Annotated in this window: 17 protein-coding genes; 1 reads left to right on the forward strand and 16 read right to left on the reverse strand. The window is 46.5% G+C overall.

The features are described from left to right. Window positions 1–6: 6 nt before the first annotated feature. From ABEF84_RS11955 to ndhC, 16 genes are all read right to left on the reverse strand, one after another. The gene (locus tag ABEF84_RS11955) at window positions 7–585 is read right to left on the reverse strand and encodes a cold shock domain-containing protein (RefSeq protein WP_034581914.1); all 579 of its coding nucleotides are present in this window, start codon (window positions 583–585) and stop codon (window positions 7–9) included. An 84-nt stretch (window positions 586–669) separates the two neighbouring features. Then, entirely contained in the window at window positions 670–963 is a 294-nt protein-coding gene (locus tag ABEF84_RS11960; RefSeq protein ID WP_347455943.1) for a cold shock domain-containing protein, read from the reverse strand. Window positions 964–1047: 84 nt separating this feature from the next. Next, window positions 1048–1683 carry a uracil phosphoribosyltransferase gene (gene upp / locus ABEF84_RS11965; RefSeq protein WP_034581909.1) on the reverse strand — a complete coding sequence of 212 codons (636 nt, stop codon included), beginning with the start codon at window positions 1681–1683 and terminating at the stop codon, window positions 1048–1050. Window positions 1684–1809: 126 nt separating this feature from the next. Further along, entirely contained in the window at window positions 1810–3354 is a 1545-nt protein-coding gene (gene nuoN / locus ABEF84_RS11970; protein ID WP_347455944.1) for an NADH-quinone oxidoreductase subunit NuoN, read from the reverse strand. Window positions 3355–3357: 3 nt separating this feature from the next. Further along, on the reverse strand, window positions 3358–4971 hold the full coding sequence (gene nuoM, locus ABEF84_RS11975) for an NADH-quinone oxidoreductase subunit M (RefSeq protein WP_347453043.1): 1614 nt from the start codon (window positions 4969–4971) through the stop codon (window positions 3358–3360). A gap of 1 nt (window position 4972) precedes the next feature. Then, the gene (nuoL, locus tag ABEF84_RS11980) at window positions 4973–6862 is read right to left on the reverse strand and encodes an NADH-quinone oxidoreductase subunit L (RefSeq protein ID WP_347455945.1); all 1890 of its coding nucleotides are present in this window, start codon (window positions 6860–6862) and stop codon (window positions 4973–4975) included. Beyond that, window positions 6859–7167, reverse strand: coding sequence for an NADH-quinone oxidoreductase subunit NuoK (gene nuoK / locus ABEF84_RS11985; RefSeq protein ID WP_004814693.1), 309 nt, complete (start codon window positions 7165–7167; stop codon window positions 6859–6861). Before nuoK ends, nuoL begins: the two co-directional genes overlap by 4 nt. Then, entirely contained in the window at window positions 7167–7685 is a 519-nt protein-coding gene (gene nuoJ, locus ABEF84_RS11990) for an NADH-quinone oxidoreductase subunit J (protein WP_347456357.1), read from the reverse strand. The genes nuoK and nuoJ overlap by 1 nt, the downstream gene beginning before the upstream one ends. Next, window positions 7685–8227, reverse strand: a complete 543-nt coding sequence (nuoI, locus tag ABEF84_RS11995; RefSeq protein WP_034581894.1) for an NADH-quinone oxidoreductase subunit NuoI — start codon at window positions 8225–8227, stop codon at window positions 7685–7687. The genes nuoJ and nuoI overlap by 1 nt, the downstream gene beginning before the upstream one ends. Window positions 8228–8245: 18 nt before the next feature. After that, complete coding sequence (gene nuoH, locus ABEF84_RS12000) at window positions 8246–9256, reverse strand: NADH-quinone oxidoreductase subunit NuoH (protein ID WP_034581890.1); 1011 nt, start codon at window positions 9254–9256, stop codon at window positions 8246–8248. A 3-nt stretch (window positions 9257–9259) separates the two neighbouring features. Further along, window positions 9260–11944, reverse strand: a complete 2685-nt coding sequence (nuoG, locus tag ABEF84_RS12005) for an NADH-quinone oxidoreductase subunit NuoG (RefSeq protein WP_347455946.1) — start codon at window positions 11942–11944, stop codon at window positions 9260–9262. 11 nt (window positions 11945–11955) lie between these two features. After that, window positions 11956–13287 carry an NADH-quinone oxidoreductase subunit NuoF gene (nuoF, locus tag ABEF84_RS12010; RefSeq protein WP_034581886.1) on the reverse strand — a complete coding sequence of 444 codons (1332 nt, stop codon included), beginning with the start codon at window positions 13285–13287 and terminating at the stop codon, window positions 11956–11958. After that, window positions 13284–13793 carry an NADH-quinone oxidoreductase subunit NuoE gene (gene nuoE, locus ABEF84_RS12015; protein ID WP_034581884.1) on the reverse strand — a complete coding sequence of 170 codons (510 nt, stop codon included), beginning with the start codon at window positions 13791–13793 and terminating at the stop codon, window positions 13284–13286. Before nuoE ends, nuoF begins: the two co-directional genes overlap by 4 nt. A 14-nt stretch (window positions 13794–13807) precedes the next feature. Then, window positions 13808–15595 carry an NADH-quinone oxidoreductase subunit C/D gene (gene nuoC / locus ABEF84_RS12020; RefSeq protein ID WP_347455947.1) on the reverse strand — a complete coding sequence of 596 codons (1788 nt, stop codon included), beginning with the start codon at window positions 15593–15595 and terminating at the stop codon, window positions 13808–13810. Window positions 15596–15682: 87 nt separating this feature from the next. Next, window positions 15683–16363 carry an NADH-quinone oxidoreductase subunit B family protein gene (locus ABEF84_RS12025; protein WP_034581878.1) on the reverse strand — a complete coding sequence of 227 codons (681 nt, stop codon included), beginning with the start codon at window positions 16361–16363 and terminating at the stop codon, window positions 15683–15685. A 6-nt stretch (window positions 16364–16369) separates the two neighbouring features. Further along, the gene (ndhC, locus tag ABEF84_RS12030) at window positions 16370–16915 is read right to left on the reverse strand and encodes an NADH-quinone oxidoreductase subunit A (RefSeq protein WP_034581876.1); all 546 of its coding nucleotides are present in this window, start codon (window positions 16913–16915) and stop codon (window positions 16370–16372) included. Between the two features lie 400 nt (window positions 16916–17315). Between ndhC and ABEF84_RS12035 the strand changes: the two genes are divergently transcribed. Then, on the forward strand, window positions 17316–17672 hold the full coding sequence (locus ABEF84_RS12035; protein WP_347455948.1) for a hypothetical protein: 357 nt from the start codon (window positions 17316–17318) through the stop codon (window positions 17670–17672). Window positions 17673–17703: the final 31 nt, after the last annotated feature.

The following is a 17703-nucleotide window of genomic DNA, read 5'->3' on the forward strand; positions in this document are numbered from 1 at the left end:
TTTTTATTACCAGCGTGAATCGTTTTCACAAGGAATACCATCACCATCTCCATCCATTTTGGTATTTGGACAGTTACGGATAAACCATTCAGCTTCTTCACGGGAATTCATTTGTGAACAGTGTTGACGCCCATCACAGCTGAAATTCTGCTGTATTTTCGGTTCTTCAACGATACGCTGTACTTCTACTGGCTGCACTCTGCTACTTTGCCAATCCTGATATTTGTTATAAACCGCATAAGCCAAACCAATAATAATCAGCAAACCGATATAAGTGCTAACGCTGCTTTTCTTCTGGTAAGGCTGCTTTCGTTGAATAGTACGTGGCTTATTTTCTAAAGCTCGTGACTGTGGTGTATGTCGGGGAGTTTCTATCTTAATGTCCAATCGAACAATATTATCCGCTTTAAACTTTCCGCCCTCTTCCACTTTTCGAAACTTAAGTTTCTCGCCCACTTTTGGCAGTACATTTTTATTTGGAAAATCTTTAATGTGAAAGAATAAATCTTTGGATTCCCCTTCAATTTCAATAAAACCAAAACCACGATCTTCGTTATACGTTTTGATTTTCCCCTCTAAAAACATAACTCACTCTTTTTGGGATATTTTTGACTATTCTAATAAAAAAGAGGCTCTAAAGCCTCTTCTTGATTGATTTTATTTCTGTACTTAGCGTTTCAGATTCGACAATAATGCCGAAGTAATTGAAGTATTCACTGCCACTACTTTGGCTTTCTTCGCTTTCTTGGATTTATCCGCCATGCGTTCAATCTTGATGGCTTTGTATCTATCGCCATTTTCAACCACGTTAAATTTTACACGATCATTGCGTTTAGGTTCATTGCCATCTGCCGGGAAATCCGAAATATGGAAAAATACGTCCCCTTCTGGACAGGCAATAAAACCAAAGCCCTTTTCCGGATTATATTGCTTCACTTTACCCTGATATTGTTCGGACTTCATACTCTACCCTACGCTGTCACTGCCATTTATTCAGTATATAAAAAAGAGGCTATAAAAGCCCCTTTTTCTATCCAATGTCAAAAATTAGTCTTTTTGCACTGAACCAAAAATTTTATCGCCCGCATCACCCAGACCTGGAACGATATAGCCATTTTCATTCAGACCGTTGTCAATCGCAGCAGTGAAAATAGTCACGTCTGGGTGTTTCTCTTCTACTTTCTTAATCCCTTCAGGTGCAGCTACCAATACCATCACACGGATATCTTTACAGCCGCTTGCTTTCAATACATCAATCGCAGCAACCAAAGAAGAACCAGTTGCCAGCATTGGATCAATGATCATGGCAATACGGTTTTGCACATCCGGTACCAGTTTTTTATAGTAAGTACGTGCCTGCAAAGTTTCTTCATCACGTTCCAGACCGAGTACAGATACTTTGGCACTTGGAATCAAGTTCAGGAAACCATCCAGCATCCCAATACCGGCACGCAGAATCGGTACAACGGTAATTTTCTTGCCCGCGATACGGCTCACAGTCACCGGGCCATTCCAACCTTCAATTTCATGCTCAACAACAGGAAGATCCTTAGTTGCTTCATAAGTCAAAAGCATGGTCACTTCCTGAGCCAGCTCACGGAAGTTTTTAGTACTGATGTCTGCACGACGAAGTAAACCGAGTTTATGTCGGATTAAAGGATGACGGATTTCATGAATTGCCACGGGAGAACACCTAAAAGGTTGAAGATAAATTGCTGCTTATTATAAAGCGATTTTTCTTTTTGTATAAATAAAAAAGCCCCCAAGATTGGAGGCTTTTTTGTAATAACGATTTAATCTTCCGATTAATTAGTTATAACCGCTCTGTACCAGCATGAAGATAAACTGTTGCAGCTCAGGTGAAATCGCAAAGAATGCAAATTTTGAAACTGCAATCATTGGATCTGGGTAGATACCCAGGATCAGTACCAGTGCAGCAACTGCCAGCACCATGATACCACCCACTTTTTGGCCCCAATGATTGACTGCGTCAATACGTGGAGTTTCTGGTGGAGTCATGTACAGTACAACCATCACACGCAGGTAGTAGTACAGACCAATACCTGAACCCAAGATGATCATCGCAGCAAGGAACCAAGACTCCCCTGCTACCGCAGTTTTCACAACCAAGAACTTACCGATGAAGCCCGCTGTTAATGGAATACCTGCCAGAGACAGCATCATCACAGTCAATACAGCAGTCAGCACTGGACGGCGCCAGAACAGACCACGGTACTCAGCCAGGCTACCCGCTTCGTCAGTATTGTTATACGGACTAGACATCAGCGTTACCACACCGAATGCACCGATGGTAGTCAGTACATAAGTGATGATATACACGTTCACGCTTTCGAAAGTCGCGAAGCCTTGCATTTGCAGGAAGTCAGAGTTACGTGCAGATACGATTGCAACCAGCACATAACCAAAGTGAGCGATTGAAGAGTATGCCAGGATACGTTTCAGGTTCACCTGTTTTACTGCCAGCAAGTTACCCACCAGGATTGAAAGCACTGCAAGAATCGTAATGATCGTTACGAAGCTGTCTGCCAAGATTAAACCTGATGACAATACATAACGTACGAACAGACCGAGCATTGCTACTTTCGCTACAGTTGCAAGGAAAGTTGCGATTGGTGCTGGAGAACCTGCATAAACGTCAGGCGTCCATTTGTGGAATGGCGCTAAAGACAGTTTGAAACCAACAGCAAATACGATCAGTGCAAGACCGATGACTACAGCTGGTTGGCTGAATGCAGTGAACATTTTGCCTGGTTCAGCAGCGAAGTTCAGAGAACCTGTGTACGCATAGATGTATGCCATACCCATCAGCAGCATTGCAGATGCAGTTGCTGAAAGAACAAGGTATTTCACACCTGCTTCAAGCGATTGAGAACGTTGATGTGTGTACGCCAATAAGCCGTAAACAGGAATCGACATAAGCTCAAGGCTGATAAAGAACGAAGCATAGTGAGTGCTTGCCACCATCAGCATTGCACCCGCAACAGAACACAGCATCAGGATGTAGAGTTCTTCGCGGTTGTCTTTATAAGTTTCAATGTACGCATGTGACAGTGTGCTACACGCCAGTGCAGCAATCAGAATCACAAACTGGTACAGCATCGTAAATGGATCTACGATGAACAGGTTCATCACGTTAGCTGGAGCAAACTTGCCAGCCAACAGGACGAAAATCATAAATAACGCAGCAAGGTTTAAACCAATCACTGACGTAGTCGCAACCAGGTTATGGTTACGCTTGATTGCTGTCACCAGCATTGCAACAACCGCGGTCAATGCCACGATCATCACAGGTGCTAGGGGCATAAGCTCAGAAAAAGACATTGTGAAGTTCATGGCTTATTGGATCTCCACATTTTCAGCTGAAACGGCAGCTTGCTGCACAGCATCAGCTGCTTCTTGAACAGGAATGTAGCTATTTGCTAACCACGCCATGCTTGAGTTGGAAACGTCAAGGAAGCTTTGTGGGTATAGACCAAGCCATACTAGACCAAGCGCACAGATCAACAGGATCACTACTTCACGCGCATTCAAGTCTTTCAGCGGGTTGCTGTAGTGAGCTTTTTGCTCTTCGTTTGGTACACCAAACAGTGATTTGTGAATCAGGATCAGACCGTACAGACCAGCAAATACCAGGCTGATTGCGGCAATGATCGTGAACACAGGGTATTTACCAAATGAACCCATCAAGATCAGGAATTCACCGATGAAGTTACCCAGACCAGGGATGCCAACCAGTGCTGCTACGAAGAACATCAGGAAGAATGCCAGGTATGGGAACTGACCACGCATACCACCCATCAGACGCATGTCACGCGTATGAACACGTTCGTACACCTGACCACACATGATGAACAGTGCAGCAGAAGACAGACCGTGAGCCAGCATCATGATCATCAGACCTTGGTAAGTCAGTACGTTACCTGCATAAAGCGCAAGCAGGACAAAGCCCATGTGCGAAATAGAAGTGTACGCAAGCAGACGTTTCATGTCTGTTTGCTGGAATGCACACCATGCACCGTAGAAGATACCGACCAGACCCAGAATGATCGCGATGTCTGCAAACTGAGCAGAAGCCGCTGGGAAGAATGGCATTACGAAGCGTAGTAGACCGTACGCCGCTGTTTTAATCAGGATACCTGCAAGGTCAACAGAACCCGCTGTAGGTGCCTGAGCGTGCGCATCTGGTAACCAGCCGTGTAATGGGAAAACTGGAAGTTTTACCGCAAAACCGATGAACATACATACCATGAAGGCATACGCTAATGCTGGAACTTGCGTATCCAGTGTATTCGCAACACCCATCAAGAAGTTATAGTCAAAGCGGATTTCGCCAGACATTGAGTAACCAGCAATTACCAGACCCAAGATACCAATCAGCATCACCAGACCAGCAACCTGTGTATAAATAAAGAACTTGGTTGCTGCGTAAACGCGAGACTTACCAGAAGCACCTTTATGACCCCATAGTGCGATCAGGAAGTAGATTGGAACCAGCATCATCTCCCAGAAGAAGAAGAACAGGAACAGGTCAATCGCCAGGAATACGCCGATCACGCCACCCAAAGACCATAGAAGGTTCAGGTGGAAGAAACCCACGTTTTTCTGAATCTCACCCCATGAACAGCCCACTGCCAAAACACCAAGCAATGCAGTCAAGCCGACCATCAGTAAAGATAAACCATCCACCGCTAAGTGAATGTTAATGCCCAGGGTTTGAATCCAAGGCAATTTAAACTCAGCAGCCCACGATGGCGTGTTGCCGCCTAATTCATAAACATAAGTGCCGTTCTGCCAAAGAACCACGGTAAGAACCAGGGTCACCAGCATACCGACCAGTGCGATATAACGCGGTAAGTGTTGGTCGAGTTTATCGACCAACCAGCATACAAAACCTGCAATGAACGGAATGAGGATCAGAGCCGGCAAAATCATGTTATTTGGAGCTTCCATTTTATTTCCCCACTACCTGAATCACGAGCAAGATCATCAGTAGGACAATCGTACCGAGCCCCATACTTGATGCATATTCACGCAGTGAACCTGTTTGACGTGAGCTGGTAAAGCTGTGACCGCCTTTCACAAGGGCTGGCAGTACAAGCCATAGACCGTCAATTGGATCACGACCGAACAATTTCGCGAAGAATAAATAAGGCTTCACAAAGATGATGTCATACAGTGCATCGAAACCCAGTGCATTGCGACAGATGTTCGCAAGACCGGCACCTAAAGAAGTACGAGCAAAAGATTTCACAGCGTTGTAAGCAAAAGCAAACAGCACTACGCCAACTGCCAGACCTGCAAGCGCGATACCCACTGCAGTGTATTCTGCAGTATGCATGCCATGCTCAAGTGCTTCAGAGATTTCAAATGCAGGGATTTTCGCTGCATTCAGGATACTTTCTACAGGTGCTTTAAGCGCTGCACCGACGAAAGTAGAAAGAACTGCAAGAATCGCCAAAGGACCCCAGTAAGTCACACCCTTGATTTCGTGGTAAGGCGTATTTTCTTTACCGAAGAATACTACCCAGATCAGACGGAAGGTATAGATTGAAGTCAGGAACGCACCGACAACACCAGTCCAGTACAGGCAGTTATACACTGCAACTTCCTGGCCTTGTGCCCAAACTGCACCAAGGATTGCATCTTTTGAGAAGAAGCCCACAGTGATGAATGGAATTGCAGCCAGCGCACCGCCACCAATCGCGAAACATGCGAACAGGAATTTGTTCTTGTAGAACAGACCGCCCATCTTGAAGATGTTTTGTTCGTGATGGTAAGCCAGAATCACCGCACCAGAAGACAAGAATAATAATGCCTTGAAGAATGCGTGAGTCAGCATGTGGAACAGACCCGCCTGGTAAGCTTCAGCACCCACAGCCATAAACATGTAGCCCAGCTGACTCATGGTTGAGTAAGCAAGAATACGTTTGATGTCGGTTTGTACCAGAGCCGCAAAACCAGCCACCAGCAATGTCACCGCACCAGTAATAGAGATGAACATCATCACTTCAGGTGCAAGTTCAAATACTGTGAACAGACGGCAGCACAGGTAAACACCTGCAGTTACCATTGTTGCAGCATGGATCAGTGCAGAAACAGGTGTAGGACCCGCCATCGCATCGGCCAACCAGGTTTGCAGTGGAATCTGTGCAGATTTACCAGCAGCACCCAAGAACAACAGTAATGCAGTCCAGATAGTTAGTGAAGAGCTTTGAGTCATCACGTTCGCAGCATTTTCTACGATGTACTGAGTATTCAGCGTACCGAATTGCTGGAAGATCAGGAACATGGCGATCAGCAGGAATACGTCACCGACACGAGTTACAGTAAACGCTTTGATTGCAGCGAAACCGTTGTTCGGGTTTTCGTAGTAGTAACCGATCAGCAGGTAAGAACACAGACCTACACCTTCCCATCCCAGGAATAACAACGCCAGGTTGTCGCCTAGAACCAGCAGCAACATGCTCGCAACGAACAGGTTGAAGTAAGAGAAGAAACGTGCGAAGTCTTCTTCACCGCGCATATACCATGACGCGAAGATGTGAATCAGGAAACCTACGCCAGTGATCATGCCTGTCATTAATAAAGACAGACCGTCTAGGTGCAGGCTGATGCCTGGTGCCAGGTTACCGGCACTGAACCAGGTCCACAGATGCTGTACTTGAGCAACTGAACCATTATTCACAAAGTCCATACCTGCGATCAGTGCAAATAATGCAGACAGACCAACTGCACCCACACCAATAATGGCTGCAACAGGTTCAGGAAGCTTGTTACGCCCTGCCGCTAACAATACAAAACCGATTAGCGGGAATAAAATTGTTAAATATAAATAACTCATCCGCGCATCTCACTAGCAGCATCCACATCCAGGTGATGGAAGCGATGATAGAACTGAAGGACGATCGCAAGACCAATACACGCCTCTGCCGCAGCCAACGTCAGAATAAAGATGAACATGATCTGACCATCTGGCTGTGCCCAGGCACTGCCCGCCAGGACGAACGCTAAAGCAGCAGCGTTCATCATGATTTCAAGGCTCATTAGAATAAATAGCAGGTTGCGTCGCACCATTACACCGTAAAAACCCAGTGCAAAAAGAATGGATGCAACGATCAAACCATGCTCTAAAGGGATGTTGCCCATTATTTATTGTCCTCTTCTGCACCTGGTTCACGTTTGCCAAGATGGTAAGCCGCAACGAGTGCGCCTAACAGTAACATCGCAGCAACTTCTACCAATAATAAGTACTGTGTAAAGAGCGCTTGACCAACTGCCTTAGGACCCACGATTTCTGAGCCCATCACTGCAGCTGATTGTGTGTAATCAGATTTAAGTACCCAAACCAGGACCAAACCGATCAGGAAGCTCATCAGTGCCGGGTAAGCCCAAGCCGATGAAGTCAACCATTTACGCTCCTGTGCAACTGTTTGTTCACCCAGGTTCAGCATCATGACAACGAAGACAAACAGAACCATGATCGCACCAGCATATACGATGATCTCAAGAGCACCGGCAAACGGCGCTCCTACGATCATGAAAATGCCAGCGACTGCCAACAGTGAAACAATCAGACTCAATAAAGCATGTACCGGGTTCGCGTTGGTCACAACTCGAACCGTAGAGACGATGGCCACTAGCGCCATCAGATAAAACGGCCACATCATGGTAATAGACTCCGTACATCAACAGGCGCACTTTCACGCTGTGCTTGACCTTTATCTTTACCAGCGACAGCCATACCTGTTACACGGTAGAAGTTATAGTCAGGATATTTACCAGGACCAGAAATCAGCAAGTGTTCTTTTTCATAGACTAGGTCTTGACGAACATATTCACTGAGTTCGAAATCTGGTGTCATTTGAATCGCAGTTGTCGGACATGCTTCTTCACACATACCGCAGAAAATGCAGCGTGAGAAGTTGATGCGGAAGAATTCTGGGTACCAGCGACCGTCTTCTTTTTCTGCTTTTTGCAGAGAGATACAGCCTACCGGACACGCAACCGCACACAGGTTACATGCTACACAACGCTCTTCGCCATCTGGGTCACGCGTCAATACGATACGACCACGGAAACGTGGTGGCACGATTTCCTCGGCTGGTACTTCTGGGTACAAGATGGTGTCACGTTTGCGCGTTGCATGGGTAAAGACCATGAACAATGTACGAACGATTGACCCGAATCCAGCTAGAAATTTAAACATTTTGTTCTCCCTGCTGTCTTAGGCCTGATTCATTAGAATCACAGCACCAGTCACCAAAAGGTTAACCAACGCCAATGGCAAGCAAATTTTCCAACCGAAGTTCATCACCTGGTCGTAACGTGGACGCATTAAAGAACCACGTGCCAGCACGAACATCATTACAAAGAATGCTGTTTTGATAATGAACCAGAATGCTGGTGGAAGGAAATCAAGACCGAACGGTGCTAACCAGCCACCGAAGAATAGAGTTACGATCAGTGCAGAGATCAGAACCACGTTCACGTATTCTGCAACGAAGAACATACCCCATTTCATACCGCCGTACTCGACGTGGTAACCTTCAGCCAGTTCCTGTTCCGCTTCTGGTTGGTCAAATGGGTGACGGTGAGTTACCGCTACGCCTGCAACCACGAAGATCAGGAATCCTAGGAACTGAGGAATTACAAACCATACGCCTTGTTGTGCTTCTACGATTTCACGCATGTTGAATGAGCCAGCAATTGCCACTACGCCCATCAGCGAGATGCCTAGGAACACTTCATAAGAAATTGTTTGTGCTGCAGAACGCAGACCACCGAGCAATGCATATTTGTTGTTAGAAGACCAACCACCAAATAACACTGCGTAAACTGCAATACCCGCCATTGCCATAAAGAACAGCAGGCCGATGCTCATGTCTGCTACACCTAAGTAAGGTGACACAGGAATAACCATGAACGACAGCACTGCAGTTGCCATTGCAACTGCTGGTGCCATACGGAATGTCAGTTTGTCTGCAAATTTTGGGGTCCAGTCTTCCTTGAACATGATTTTCAGCATGTCGGCAACGATCTGGAAGATACCACCAGGACCTACACGGTTAGGACCGTAACGGTCCTGCCATAGGCCTAGCAAACGACGTTCAATAAACGACATCAATGCAGCGATCAATACTACAACAAGCAAGATCACGATCGCTTGCAGAACTGAATAGGCAATCGGCCAGTTTTCAGCCCACAGCGGCGTTTGACGGATCAATTCTTGTTCCATGAATTACACTCCTACCGCGACTGAAACAGGCTCTGCAAGAGATACCGTCGGTGCTAGACCAATTGGGTAACCAATATAACCTGTTGGTAAATATTCAATCACCTGTACTGGCAGAACGATTTCATTGTCGCCTGCTTTCACAGTGATCTTCTGACCGTCCTGAACGTTCAGGCGAGCTGCATCCTGTTCACCCAGTGCAAATACTGGCTCAGGAATACGTGATTCCATTGCAGGAGTTTTGATCGTGAACTCACCAGATGCAAAGATGTGATGCATTGGTACCAGACGGAAGCTTTCAGCATTCACAAGTACGGGTGCTGGAGCAACGAAAGTACGTGCTGGACGTTTTGGCAGTACGTCAAACAGACGGATACCAGAATCACCACCCTTCAGATGACCGCCCACTTTGTCCTGGAACTTGTTCCAAGCCTGTGGAGAGTTCCAACCCGCTGACCATGCAAATGGAACCAGTGGAGATGGAGTTTGGTCACCGACATAACCTTCCATAGAGAATGTTAATGCAGTGTCTTGGTCTGATGGCTGTTTAGGCTCATGTACAGACAGTGGTGCGCGCATTGCAGTACGGCCAGAGTAACGGCGTGGTTCACGTGCTACTTTCAGACCATGTACGCGGAAGCCAGCATCTGGTGCAACGTCTTGAATCGCTTCAAGCGCAGGCACGTTTTTCGCAACTGCTTCAATCACGTCATCCAGTACAGTCCAAGAAATTGACTGACCTTTCACGCCAGTTTCAATTGCATGCAACCAGCGCCAAGATTCTTTGATAGCGAGTTCTGGGTTGTAGTAGCTTGGGTCATACACTTGGTAGAAACGTTGTGCACGGCCTTCTTGAGAAACGACAGTACCGTCACCTTCAGCGAATGAAGCAGCAGAAAGTACGATATTGGCTTTCTTCACTGTTTCAGTTTCTGAGTGTTCAAGAACGATCACGTCTTTTGCTTTCGCCAGTGCAGCATCGACCTGAGCCGCTGGTAAACGACGGTATAGGTCGTTTTCAACGATCACAACAGTGTCATAGTCTTGTGCAAATGCTTGCTCAAGACTGTTACCACCGAAGATTGCCAGACCCATTGAGTTCACTTCAGGAACGGTCAGGGTCAGACCTGCATTTTCACCCAGGTTTTGCGCTACTTGTGCAGCCGCTTCCATGATCGCAGCGTCTTGCAGGCTAGTACCAGAAATCACCAGTGGTTTCTTCGCAGCTTTCAGTGTATCGGCGATGGTTTGCGCGAATGCTTTCGCATCATCGTCAAGACCAGTGATCGCTTCACCTTTCACGCCAGCAGCAATTGCGAAACCTAAACGCGCGATGTCGTTTGGAGATGCAACAACTTCACCAGTTGCCACGTCAGCTAAACGGGTTTGAGTCGCAGCCAGGATGTAAATCGGAGATTTTGCATCTTGACCAATACGTTGTACAGGTTCAGCCAGCCAGTCTGGAGTACGGCGTTCTGCAGCCATTTCTTTGGCTTTGTTTTTCGCAGCCTGACGTACAGACAGTGCCATACGTGGAGCAGTTTGAGTCAGGTCTTCACCTAGAATCAGAACCGCATCGTAGCTTTCAATTTCACGCATACCTGGGTTGTAAACACCTTCGGTTTGCATGATAGACGCAGCCAGTTCAACCAGGTTCTGCTCTTTCTGAGACATACCAGTTGAGTAGTTGTCTTGACCTACCAGCTCACGCAGTGCGTAGTTGGTTTCCAGTGATGCACGTGGAGAACCGATACCCAGCACTTTTTTGCCCTGGATTTTCGCGATTACGGTATCCAGTGCGGTATCAACAGAAACTGTTTCTACATTCGTACCAGTACGGAACTGTGGCTGACGAGGACGGTCCGCACGGTTTACGTAACCAGTACCGAAACGGCCTTTATCGCACAGGAAGTATTGGTTAACGTCACCATTGAAACGGTTTTCTACACGACGCAGTTCACCATAACGTTCACCCGGAGAGATGTTACAACCAGAAGAACAGCCATGACATACGCTAGGCGCATACTGCATGTCCCATTTACGGTTATAGCGTTCTGAGTGAGTCTTATCGGTGAATACACCTGTTGGGCATACTTCAGTCAGGTTACCAGAGAATTCAGATTCCAAAGTGCCTGATTCTGGACGACCGAAGTACACACGTGATGCATTAGCATACACGCCGAAGTCAGTACCGCCAGCATAGTCTTTGTAGTAACGAACACAACGGTAGCACGCGATACAACGGTTCATCTCGTGCGCAATGAACGAACCAAGTTCTTGGTTGTAGTGCGTACGTTTAGTGAAGCGGTAACGACGACGGTCGTGTTGTGTCATCACGGTCATATCTTGTAAATGACAATGACCACCCTCTTCACAGACTGGACAGTCGTGCGGGTGGTTGGTCATCAAGAATTCAACAACAGAAGCACGGAAATCTTTCGCTTCTTTGTCTTCGATCGAGATGTAGGTATTGTCAGCAGCCGGAGTCATACATGACATGACCAAACGACCACGCGTATCTTCTGGATTCGCGTATTGAGTCACAGCACATTGACGGCAAGAGCCGACAGAACCTAAGGATGGATGCCAACAAAAGTATGGGATGTCGATGCCAAGACTCAAACATGCTTGTAGCAGGTTCTCTGAGCCGTTGACTTCATACGATTTTCCATCGACATGAATTGTAGCCATAGTCGAATTCCTTAAGCTTGTTCTACGTTGCGGGTTTGAGCTGCGGCATTCGCCACTTTCGCTTCAAATTCGCCACGGAAATGTTTGAGTGCGCCCATTAACGGTTCCATCGCACCTGGTGCGTGAGCACAGAAAGTTTTACCAATCCAGAGCTTGCGAGTCAGTTCTTGCAAGTGGTCGATATCTTCTTTCTGACCAGTACCATCTTCAAGTGCTTTAAGCGCTTTAACCGCCCAAGGTAAACCATCCCGGCAAGGTGTACACCAGCCACATGATTCACGTGCAAAGAATTCTTCTAGGTTACGTACTGCTGAAACCATACATTGAGTTTCATCAACCACCATCAACAGACAGGTACCCAGACGAGAACCCGCTTTCATGATGTTTTCCGCATCCATAGGCAGGTCGATGTGTTCAGCTGTCAGGAAGTCAGTTGATGCACCACCTGGTAACCATGCTTTCAGCTTCAGGCCGTCACGCATACCACCCGCATGTTCTTCAATCACTTCACGCGCAGTTGTACCGAATGGCAGTTCCCATAGGCCTGGGAATTTCACCTTACCTGAAGCACCATAGATTTTTGTGCCAGGATCTTTCGATTTACCTGCAGACAGGCCGATGTACCATTCTGGACCGCGCAGCATGATTGCTGGCAAGTTATTGTAGGTCTCTACGTTGTTGACAATCGTAGGGCGACCCCAAGCACCTGCAACCTGCGGGAATGGTGGTTTAGTACGTGGGTTAGCACGACGACCTTCAAGCGAGTTAATCAATGCAGTTTCTTCACCACAGATATAACGGCCCGCACCGGTGTGCACGTGTAACTCAAAGTTCCAGCCAGAACCTAAAATGTTTTCCCCTAGGTAACCTTTGGCACGGATTTGCTCCAGCGCTTCGTTCAGGTACTTCGCCGCTTCGATGTATTCACCACGGATGAAGATATAACCTTGAGTTGCTTCAAGGGTATAACCTGCAATCAGCATACCTTCGATCAGCTGGTGAGGAAGTTTTTCCATCAACAGACGGTCTTTGAAGGTACCTGGTTCCATTTCATCGGCATTACAAATCAGGTAACGTGGACCTGAATTGTCGTTTGGCGCCATCAGCGACCATTTGATACCCGCCGGGAAGCCCGCACCACCACGACCTTTGACGGTTGCGGCTTTAATGACTTCAAGTACGTCTTTTGGTGGCATAGAGATCGCTTTTTTAAAACCTTCATAGCCTTCTAAAGCTTCGTAATCATCTACGCTACGTACAGCATCTTGTTTGCTCAAACGCCAGGTCAGTGGATGAGTTTCTGGATTACCGTCGCCATAAATTGGTTTTGGTTCAGTATTCATACATACTTCTCCAATAACTGTTTAATTGAGGTCACTTCAACCAGACCATGAGTATCTTCATCAATCATCAAAGTAGGACCTTTGTCACAGTTACCTAAGCAGCAGATTGGCAGCAAAGTGAAACGACCATCAGCGGTTGTTTGACCAAACGAAATCCCCAATTCACGCTGAAAAGCTTCTGCTAAAGTTTCCGCACCCATCAAGAAGCACGCAATCGAGTCACACAGTAAAATTACGTGACGACCCACTGGCTGACGGTAGATACGGTTATAGAAAGTGGCAACACCTTCCAAATCCGCCACGCTCATGCTTAGCATTTGTGCAATCGCATTGAGCTGTGCGTCATCAATCCAGCCATTGCGGCGTTGTACACATTTCAGCGCATCAAGGCACGCTGCACGTGGGTACGGATAGTGGCCAATGTGATGTTCAATTTCATGGATTTCTTCCGAAGTCAAAATCCCTTCAACATTCACACGTGGCTTTTTATCAGTCAAAATCATCATAAAGCGTTTACCCCTTAGCGATCCACGTCAGCCATTACGACGTCAATTGTCGCTAAATAAATGATTAAGTCAGACATGAGACTGCCGTTAATCACGGAAGGCATTTGCTGCAAGTGTGTGAAGGTTGGTGTACGGATACGGGTACGATAACTCATAGTCGACTTGTCTGAAGTCAGGTAATAAGTCGATGCCCCTTTCACCACTTCTGCCATAACAGAAGCTTCGCCTGCAGGCATTACAGGACCCCATGAAACGCTCAAGAAGTGCGTAATCAAGGTTTCAATGTCTTGTAAAGTCTTGTCTTTTGGTGGTGGAACAGCCAGTGGGTGATCCGCTTTGTGAGGACCAGATGGCATGTTATCTAGACACTGCTTGATGATCTTCAGTGACTGCTCGATTTCACGGAAGTGAACGATGACACGTGCATACGCATCACCTTCATACTCTACCGGCACTTCGAAGTCATAGTTTTCATAGCCACTGTATGGACGGTATTTACGTACGTCAAAGTCAATACCTGTCGCACGTAGACCAGTACCTGTTACACCCCAAGCCAATGCAGATTTCGCATCGTATTGCGCAACATTACGGGTACGGCCGATAAATACTGAGTTTTTCAGTGCCGCAGTGTAGTACTCGTTCAGACGTTTAGGCATCCAATCCAGCAGTTCACGCACCAATTTTTCCCAGCCATTAGGCAGGTCGTGTGCCGTACCACCAATACGGAACCATGCTGGATGCATACGGTAACCGGTGATCGCTTCCACGATGTCATACACTTTCTGACGGTCAGCGAACATATAGAATACTGGGGTCATACCGCCGGCATCCTGAATCGCAGTACCGATGTACAGCAAGTGGTTATTGATTCGGAACAGTTCCGACATCATGACACGGATACATTGCGCACGTTCTGGCACGGTAATACCAGCCATTTGTTCCACGCCCATCACATAAGGCATGTTTTGCGCACAACCACCTAAGTAGTCGACACGGTCAGTATAAGGAATGAAAGAGTGCCAGGTTTGACGCTCAGCCATTTTTTCCACACCACGATGGTGATAGCCGATATCAGGTACACAGTCTTTAATTTCTTCACCGTCCATCTGCAGGATCACACGGAACGCACCGTGCGCAGATGGGTGGTTAGGACCCAGGTTCAGGAACATAAAGTCTTCGTCGGCTGTGCCGCGTTTCATGCCCCAGTCTTCAGGTACGAAACGCAGGTGTTCCTGTTCGTAGTCCTGTTTCGCCTGGTTCTGACGGTACGGTGTATATTCAGTCGCACGTGCAGAATATTCTTTACGAAGCGGGTGACCTTCCCAGTATGTTGGCAACAAGATACGACGGAGCATTGGGTGCCCTTCGAAGTTGATGCCGAACATATCGTAGGCTTCACGTTCGTACCAGTTTGCGTTTGGCCAGATGGTGGTTGCTGTCGGGATGTTAAGATCATCCTCGCTCAAGGCAACTTTAATACGGATGTCCGTATTACGTTCTAGCGACAACAGGTGATAGAACACTGTGAAGTCAGACGCAGGTAAACCGTCGCGGTGCGTACGCAGACGCTCATCTACCGCTGACAGGTCGAACAACATCACGTATGGACGTGACACTGTACGCAAGAACATTAAAACGTCTTGTACACGTGCGCGCTCAACCCAAACTGTCGGGAAATCCTCGAAAGTTGTTTGCACGTAGAAGTTCTCACCAAACTTGTTATTGAGCTCTTCTACAATTGCAAATGCAGGGCGGGAATCAACTAGAGTTGATTCTGGCATAGCAATGTCAGTTTCAGCCATTGGCTTGGCTTCCTATTTAATACAAATTCAGTCAACCTAAACGACAATTACACCCAAACCGGGTGCATCAAAAAAGTGTCGTCTAAATTATTTAATTTCATCCATTGAGCGAAGATTTTTCACAGCAATACGCTGTTCTTTCTTACGGTCACGTTCTGGCATCATCTTTGGCTTATACACTGGCTGAAGATCATCACCGATTACCGCAGAAAGTGGACGGCGCTCAAGTTGAATCTGGTCTTGCAATAGCATGAGTGCTTGGATCAGAGCTTCAGGACGTGGCGGGCAACCCGGAATGTACACATCCACTGGAATAATTTTGTCCACACCTTGTACAACTGAATAGATGTCGTACATACCACCTGAGTTGGCACACGCACCCATGGAAATCACCCATTTTGGCTCAAGCATTTGTTCATACAAACGCTGAATTACCGGGGCCATTTTCACGAAGCAGGTACCTGCCACAATCATCAAGTCCGCCTGACGAGGTGAAGCACGGATAACCTCGGCACCGAAACGTGACAAGTCATGCACACCGGTCAAGGTGGTTGCATACTCTACGTAACAGCAAGATGTACCAAAGTTAAACGGCCAAACTGAGTTCTTACGACCCCAGTTTACTGCTGTATGTAGCACGTCCTCTAGGCGAGTCATGAATACATTCTTATTCACTTCTTCTTGCAGAAGCGGATCGTCTACAACGATACGTTCCTGAAGCGGATATTCGTCAGCATTCGGATTCGCACGGGTTAATGTGTATTTCATCCCGGGTTACTCCTTATCAGATGATGGAGCCGGTGAACGTTTCACACGACCAGATGATTGAGCTGGGATTTGACCAGTTGGGTCTGCTACCAATTCTTCAATTGAGTTGAAGCGGGTAATTTCGGCAAGGTCCATATTTGGTGAACCTGCTTTAAAGACTTTACCAGCGGCTTTACGCTTGTCTGTAGGAGACCAGTTCAGGGCACCCACTTTCACTGCATAAACCAATGCAATTAACAGGTCGACCACAAAAATGACTACAGTCGTAAAACCGAACCACCCTGCCTCACGCACTGAAGTAGACCATGCATAGAGATAAAGTGCTTCAATATCAAAAACAACGAAGAAAATCGCAACTAAATAGAACTTTGCAGACAAGCGGATACGTGCTCCACCTGCGCTGACTACGCCTGACTCAAACTGCTCCTGCTTGGCACGGCCCCATGATTTACCCCCGAGGAGTAATGGGACAGTGAGCATAAAGACGCATAAAAATGTAACGCCGATCACGAAGGCAATAATTGCCCAATCGTATGGAGTAATGGCACTCATGCGGGGATAACTCCTGGCAGGCCGATTTATTAACAAAGAATGTATGTATTGGCCTTCAAATACACCAAACACAAAATTAATCCCGCCAATTGTACCTGATTTTGGATTTCACTTGCTAGCTTATAAGGCTTAGTCTTTTGGATGATTTTTTAGACAAACGCTGGTTTTTTCTGGGTTCTATTGCCCAGATAACCGACTAATCGCTTAAACACATCAAAAACAAAAAATTCATTATTTTTCCAATTCAGTTTAATTCGGAGGAGAACTTCTGCTACTGAAACATAGTTAGACCGGTTCAATTGTGTATTTTTTGCAACCACCTAATAGTATAGCTTCATCCCCTGCAGGCTTTATGCTATCAGTATAAAGAGCTTGATAATGAAGAATAAGGATGAAATATATGAGTCTAAAGTTTACCCATGAACCTGCGTATTTTCTCTATGCCCAATTATTTATCCGACATCTTGAAAACTATATTGAAAAACATCCAGGTGAACTAAATCCCACCCTAAACTTGCAAAAAGTTTATGAGCTTTTCGGCAAAGACTTTGCCTCTGCTTCAATGAATCTGGAAGGCATTTTAAATATTGCAGACGAATACCGCGTAGAAACCCTGCATGGCGACCAGAAACTCATTAAAGGACGTAGCGTCGATGGAAAATACAATAATTTGATACTCAACCTAAATTCAGAAGCAGTGAAAAGCTTGCGTGAAGGCAAGCCGGTAATTGAACCGGATGCAAAAACACACGAATAAGCCCATCCATAAAAAGTAATCTGGTTTAAAA

The sequence above is a fragment of the Acinetobacter sp. ANC 7912 genome, assembly GCF_039862785.1.
GTDB classification, from domain to species: domain Bacteria; phylum Pseudomonadota; class Gammaproteobacteria; order Pseudomonadales; family Moraxellaceae; genus Acinetobacter; species Acinetobacter thermotolerans.

What these genes read in the sequence shown, in the direction of transcription:
- nuoK (WP_004814693.1), bottom strand. Translation starts at nt 7,167, where the DNA reads ATGGGCAACATCCCTTTAGAGCATGGTTTGATCGTTGCATCCATTCTT.
- nuoN (WP_347455944.1), bottom strand. Translation starts at nt 3,354, where the DNA reads ATGAACTTCACAATGTCTTTTTCTGAGCTTATGCCCCTAGCACCTGTG.
- nuoE (WP_034581884.1), bottom strand. Translation starts at nt 13,793, where the DNA reads ATGATGATTTTGACTGATAAAAAGCCACGTGTGAATGTTGAAGGGATT.
- ABEF84_RS11960 (WP_347455943.1), bottom strand. Translation starts at nt 963, where the DNA reads ATGAAGTCCGAACAATATCAGGGTAAAGTGAAGCAATATAATCCGGAA.
- nuoM (WP_347453043.1), bottom strand. Translation starts at nt 4,971, where the DNA reads ATGGAAGCTCCAAATAACATGATTTTGCCGGCTCTGATCCTCATTCCG.
- nuoL (WP_347455945.1), bottom strand. Translation starts at nt 6,862, where the DNA reads ATGAGTTATTTATATTTAACAATTTTATTCCCGCTAATCGGTTTTGTA.
- ABEF84_RS11955 (WP_034581914.1), bottom strand. Translation starts at nt 585, where the DNA reads ATGTTTTTAGAGGGGAAAATCAAAACGTATAACGAAGATCGTGGTTTT.
- nuoG (WP_347455946.1), bottom strand. Translation starts at nt 11,944, where the DNA reads ATGGCTACAATTCATGTCGATGGAAAATCGTATGAAGTCAACGGCTCA.
- ABEF84_RS12025 (WP_034581878.1), bottom strand. Translation starts at nt 16,363, where the DNA reads ATGAAATACACATTAACCCGTGCGAATCCGAATGCTGACGAATATCCG.
- ndhC (WP_034581876.1), bottom strand. Translation starts at nt 16,915, where the DNA reads ATGAGTGCCATTACTCCATACGATTGGGCAATTATTGCCTTCGTGATC.
- nuoF (WP_034581886.1), bottom strand. Translation starts at nt 13,287, where the DNA reads ATGAATACTGAACCAAAACCAATTTATGGCGACGGTAATCCAGAAACT.
- nuoH (WP_034581890.1), bottom strand. Translation starts at nt 9,256, where the DNA reads ATGGAACAAGAATTGATCCGTCAAACGCCGCTGTGGGCTGAAAACTGG.
- nuoI (WP_034581894.1), bottom strand. Translation starts at nt 8,227, where the DNA reads ATGTTTAAATTTCTAGCTGGATTCGGGTCAATCGTTCGTACATTGTTC.
- nuoC (WP_347455947.1), bottom strand. Translation starts at nt 15,595, where the DNA reads ATGGCTGAAACTGACATTGCTATGCCAGAATCAACTCTAGTTGATTCC.
- ABEF84_RS12035 (WP_347455948.1), top strand. Translation starts at nt 17,316, where the DNA reads ATGAGTCTAAAGTTTACCCATGAACCTGCGTATTTTCTCTATGCCCAA.
- nuoJ (WP_347456357.1), bottom strand. Translation starts at nt 7,685, where the DNA reads ATGTGGCCGTTTTATCTGATGGCGCTAGTGGCCATCGTCTCTACGGTT.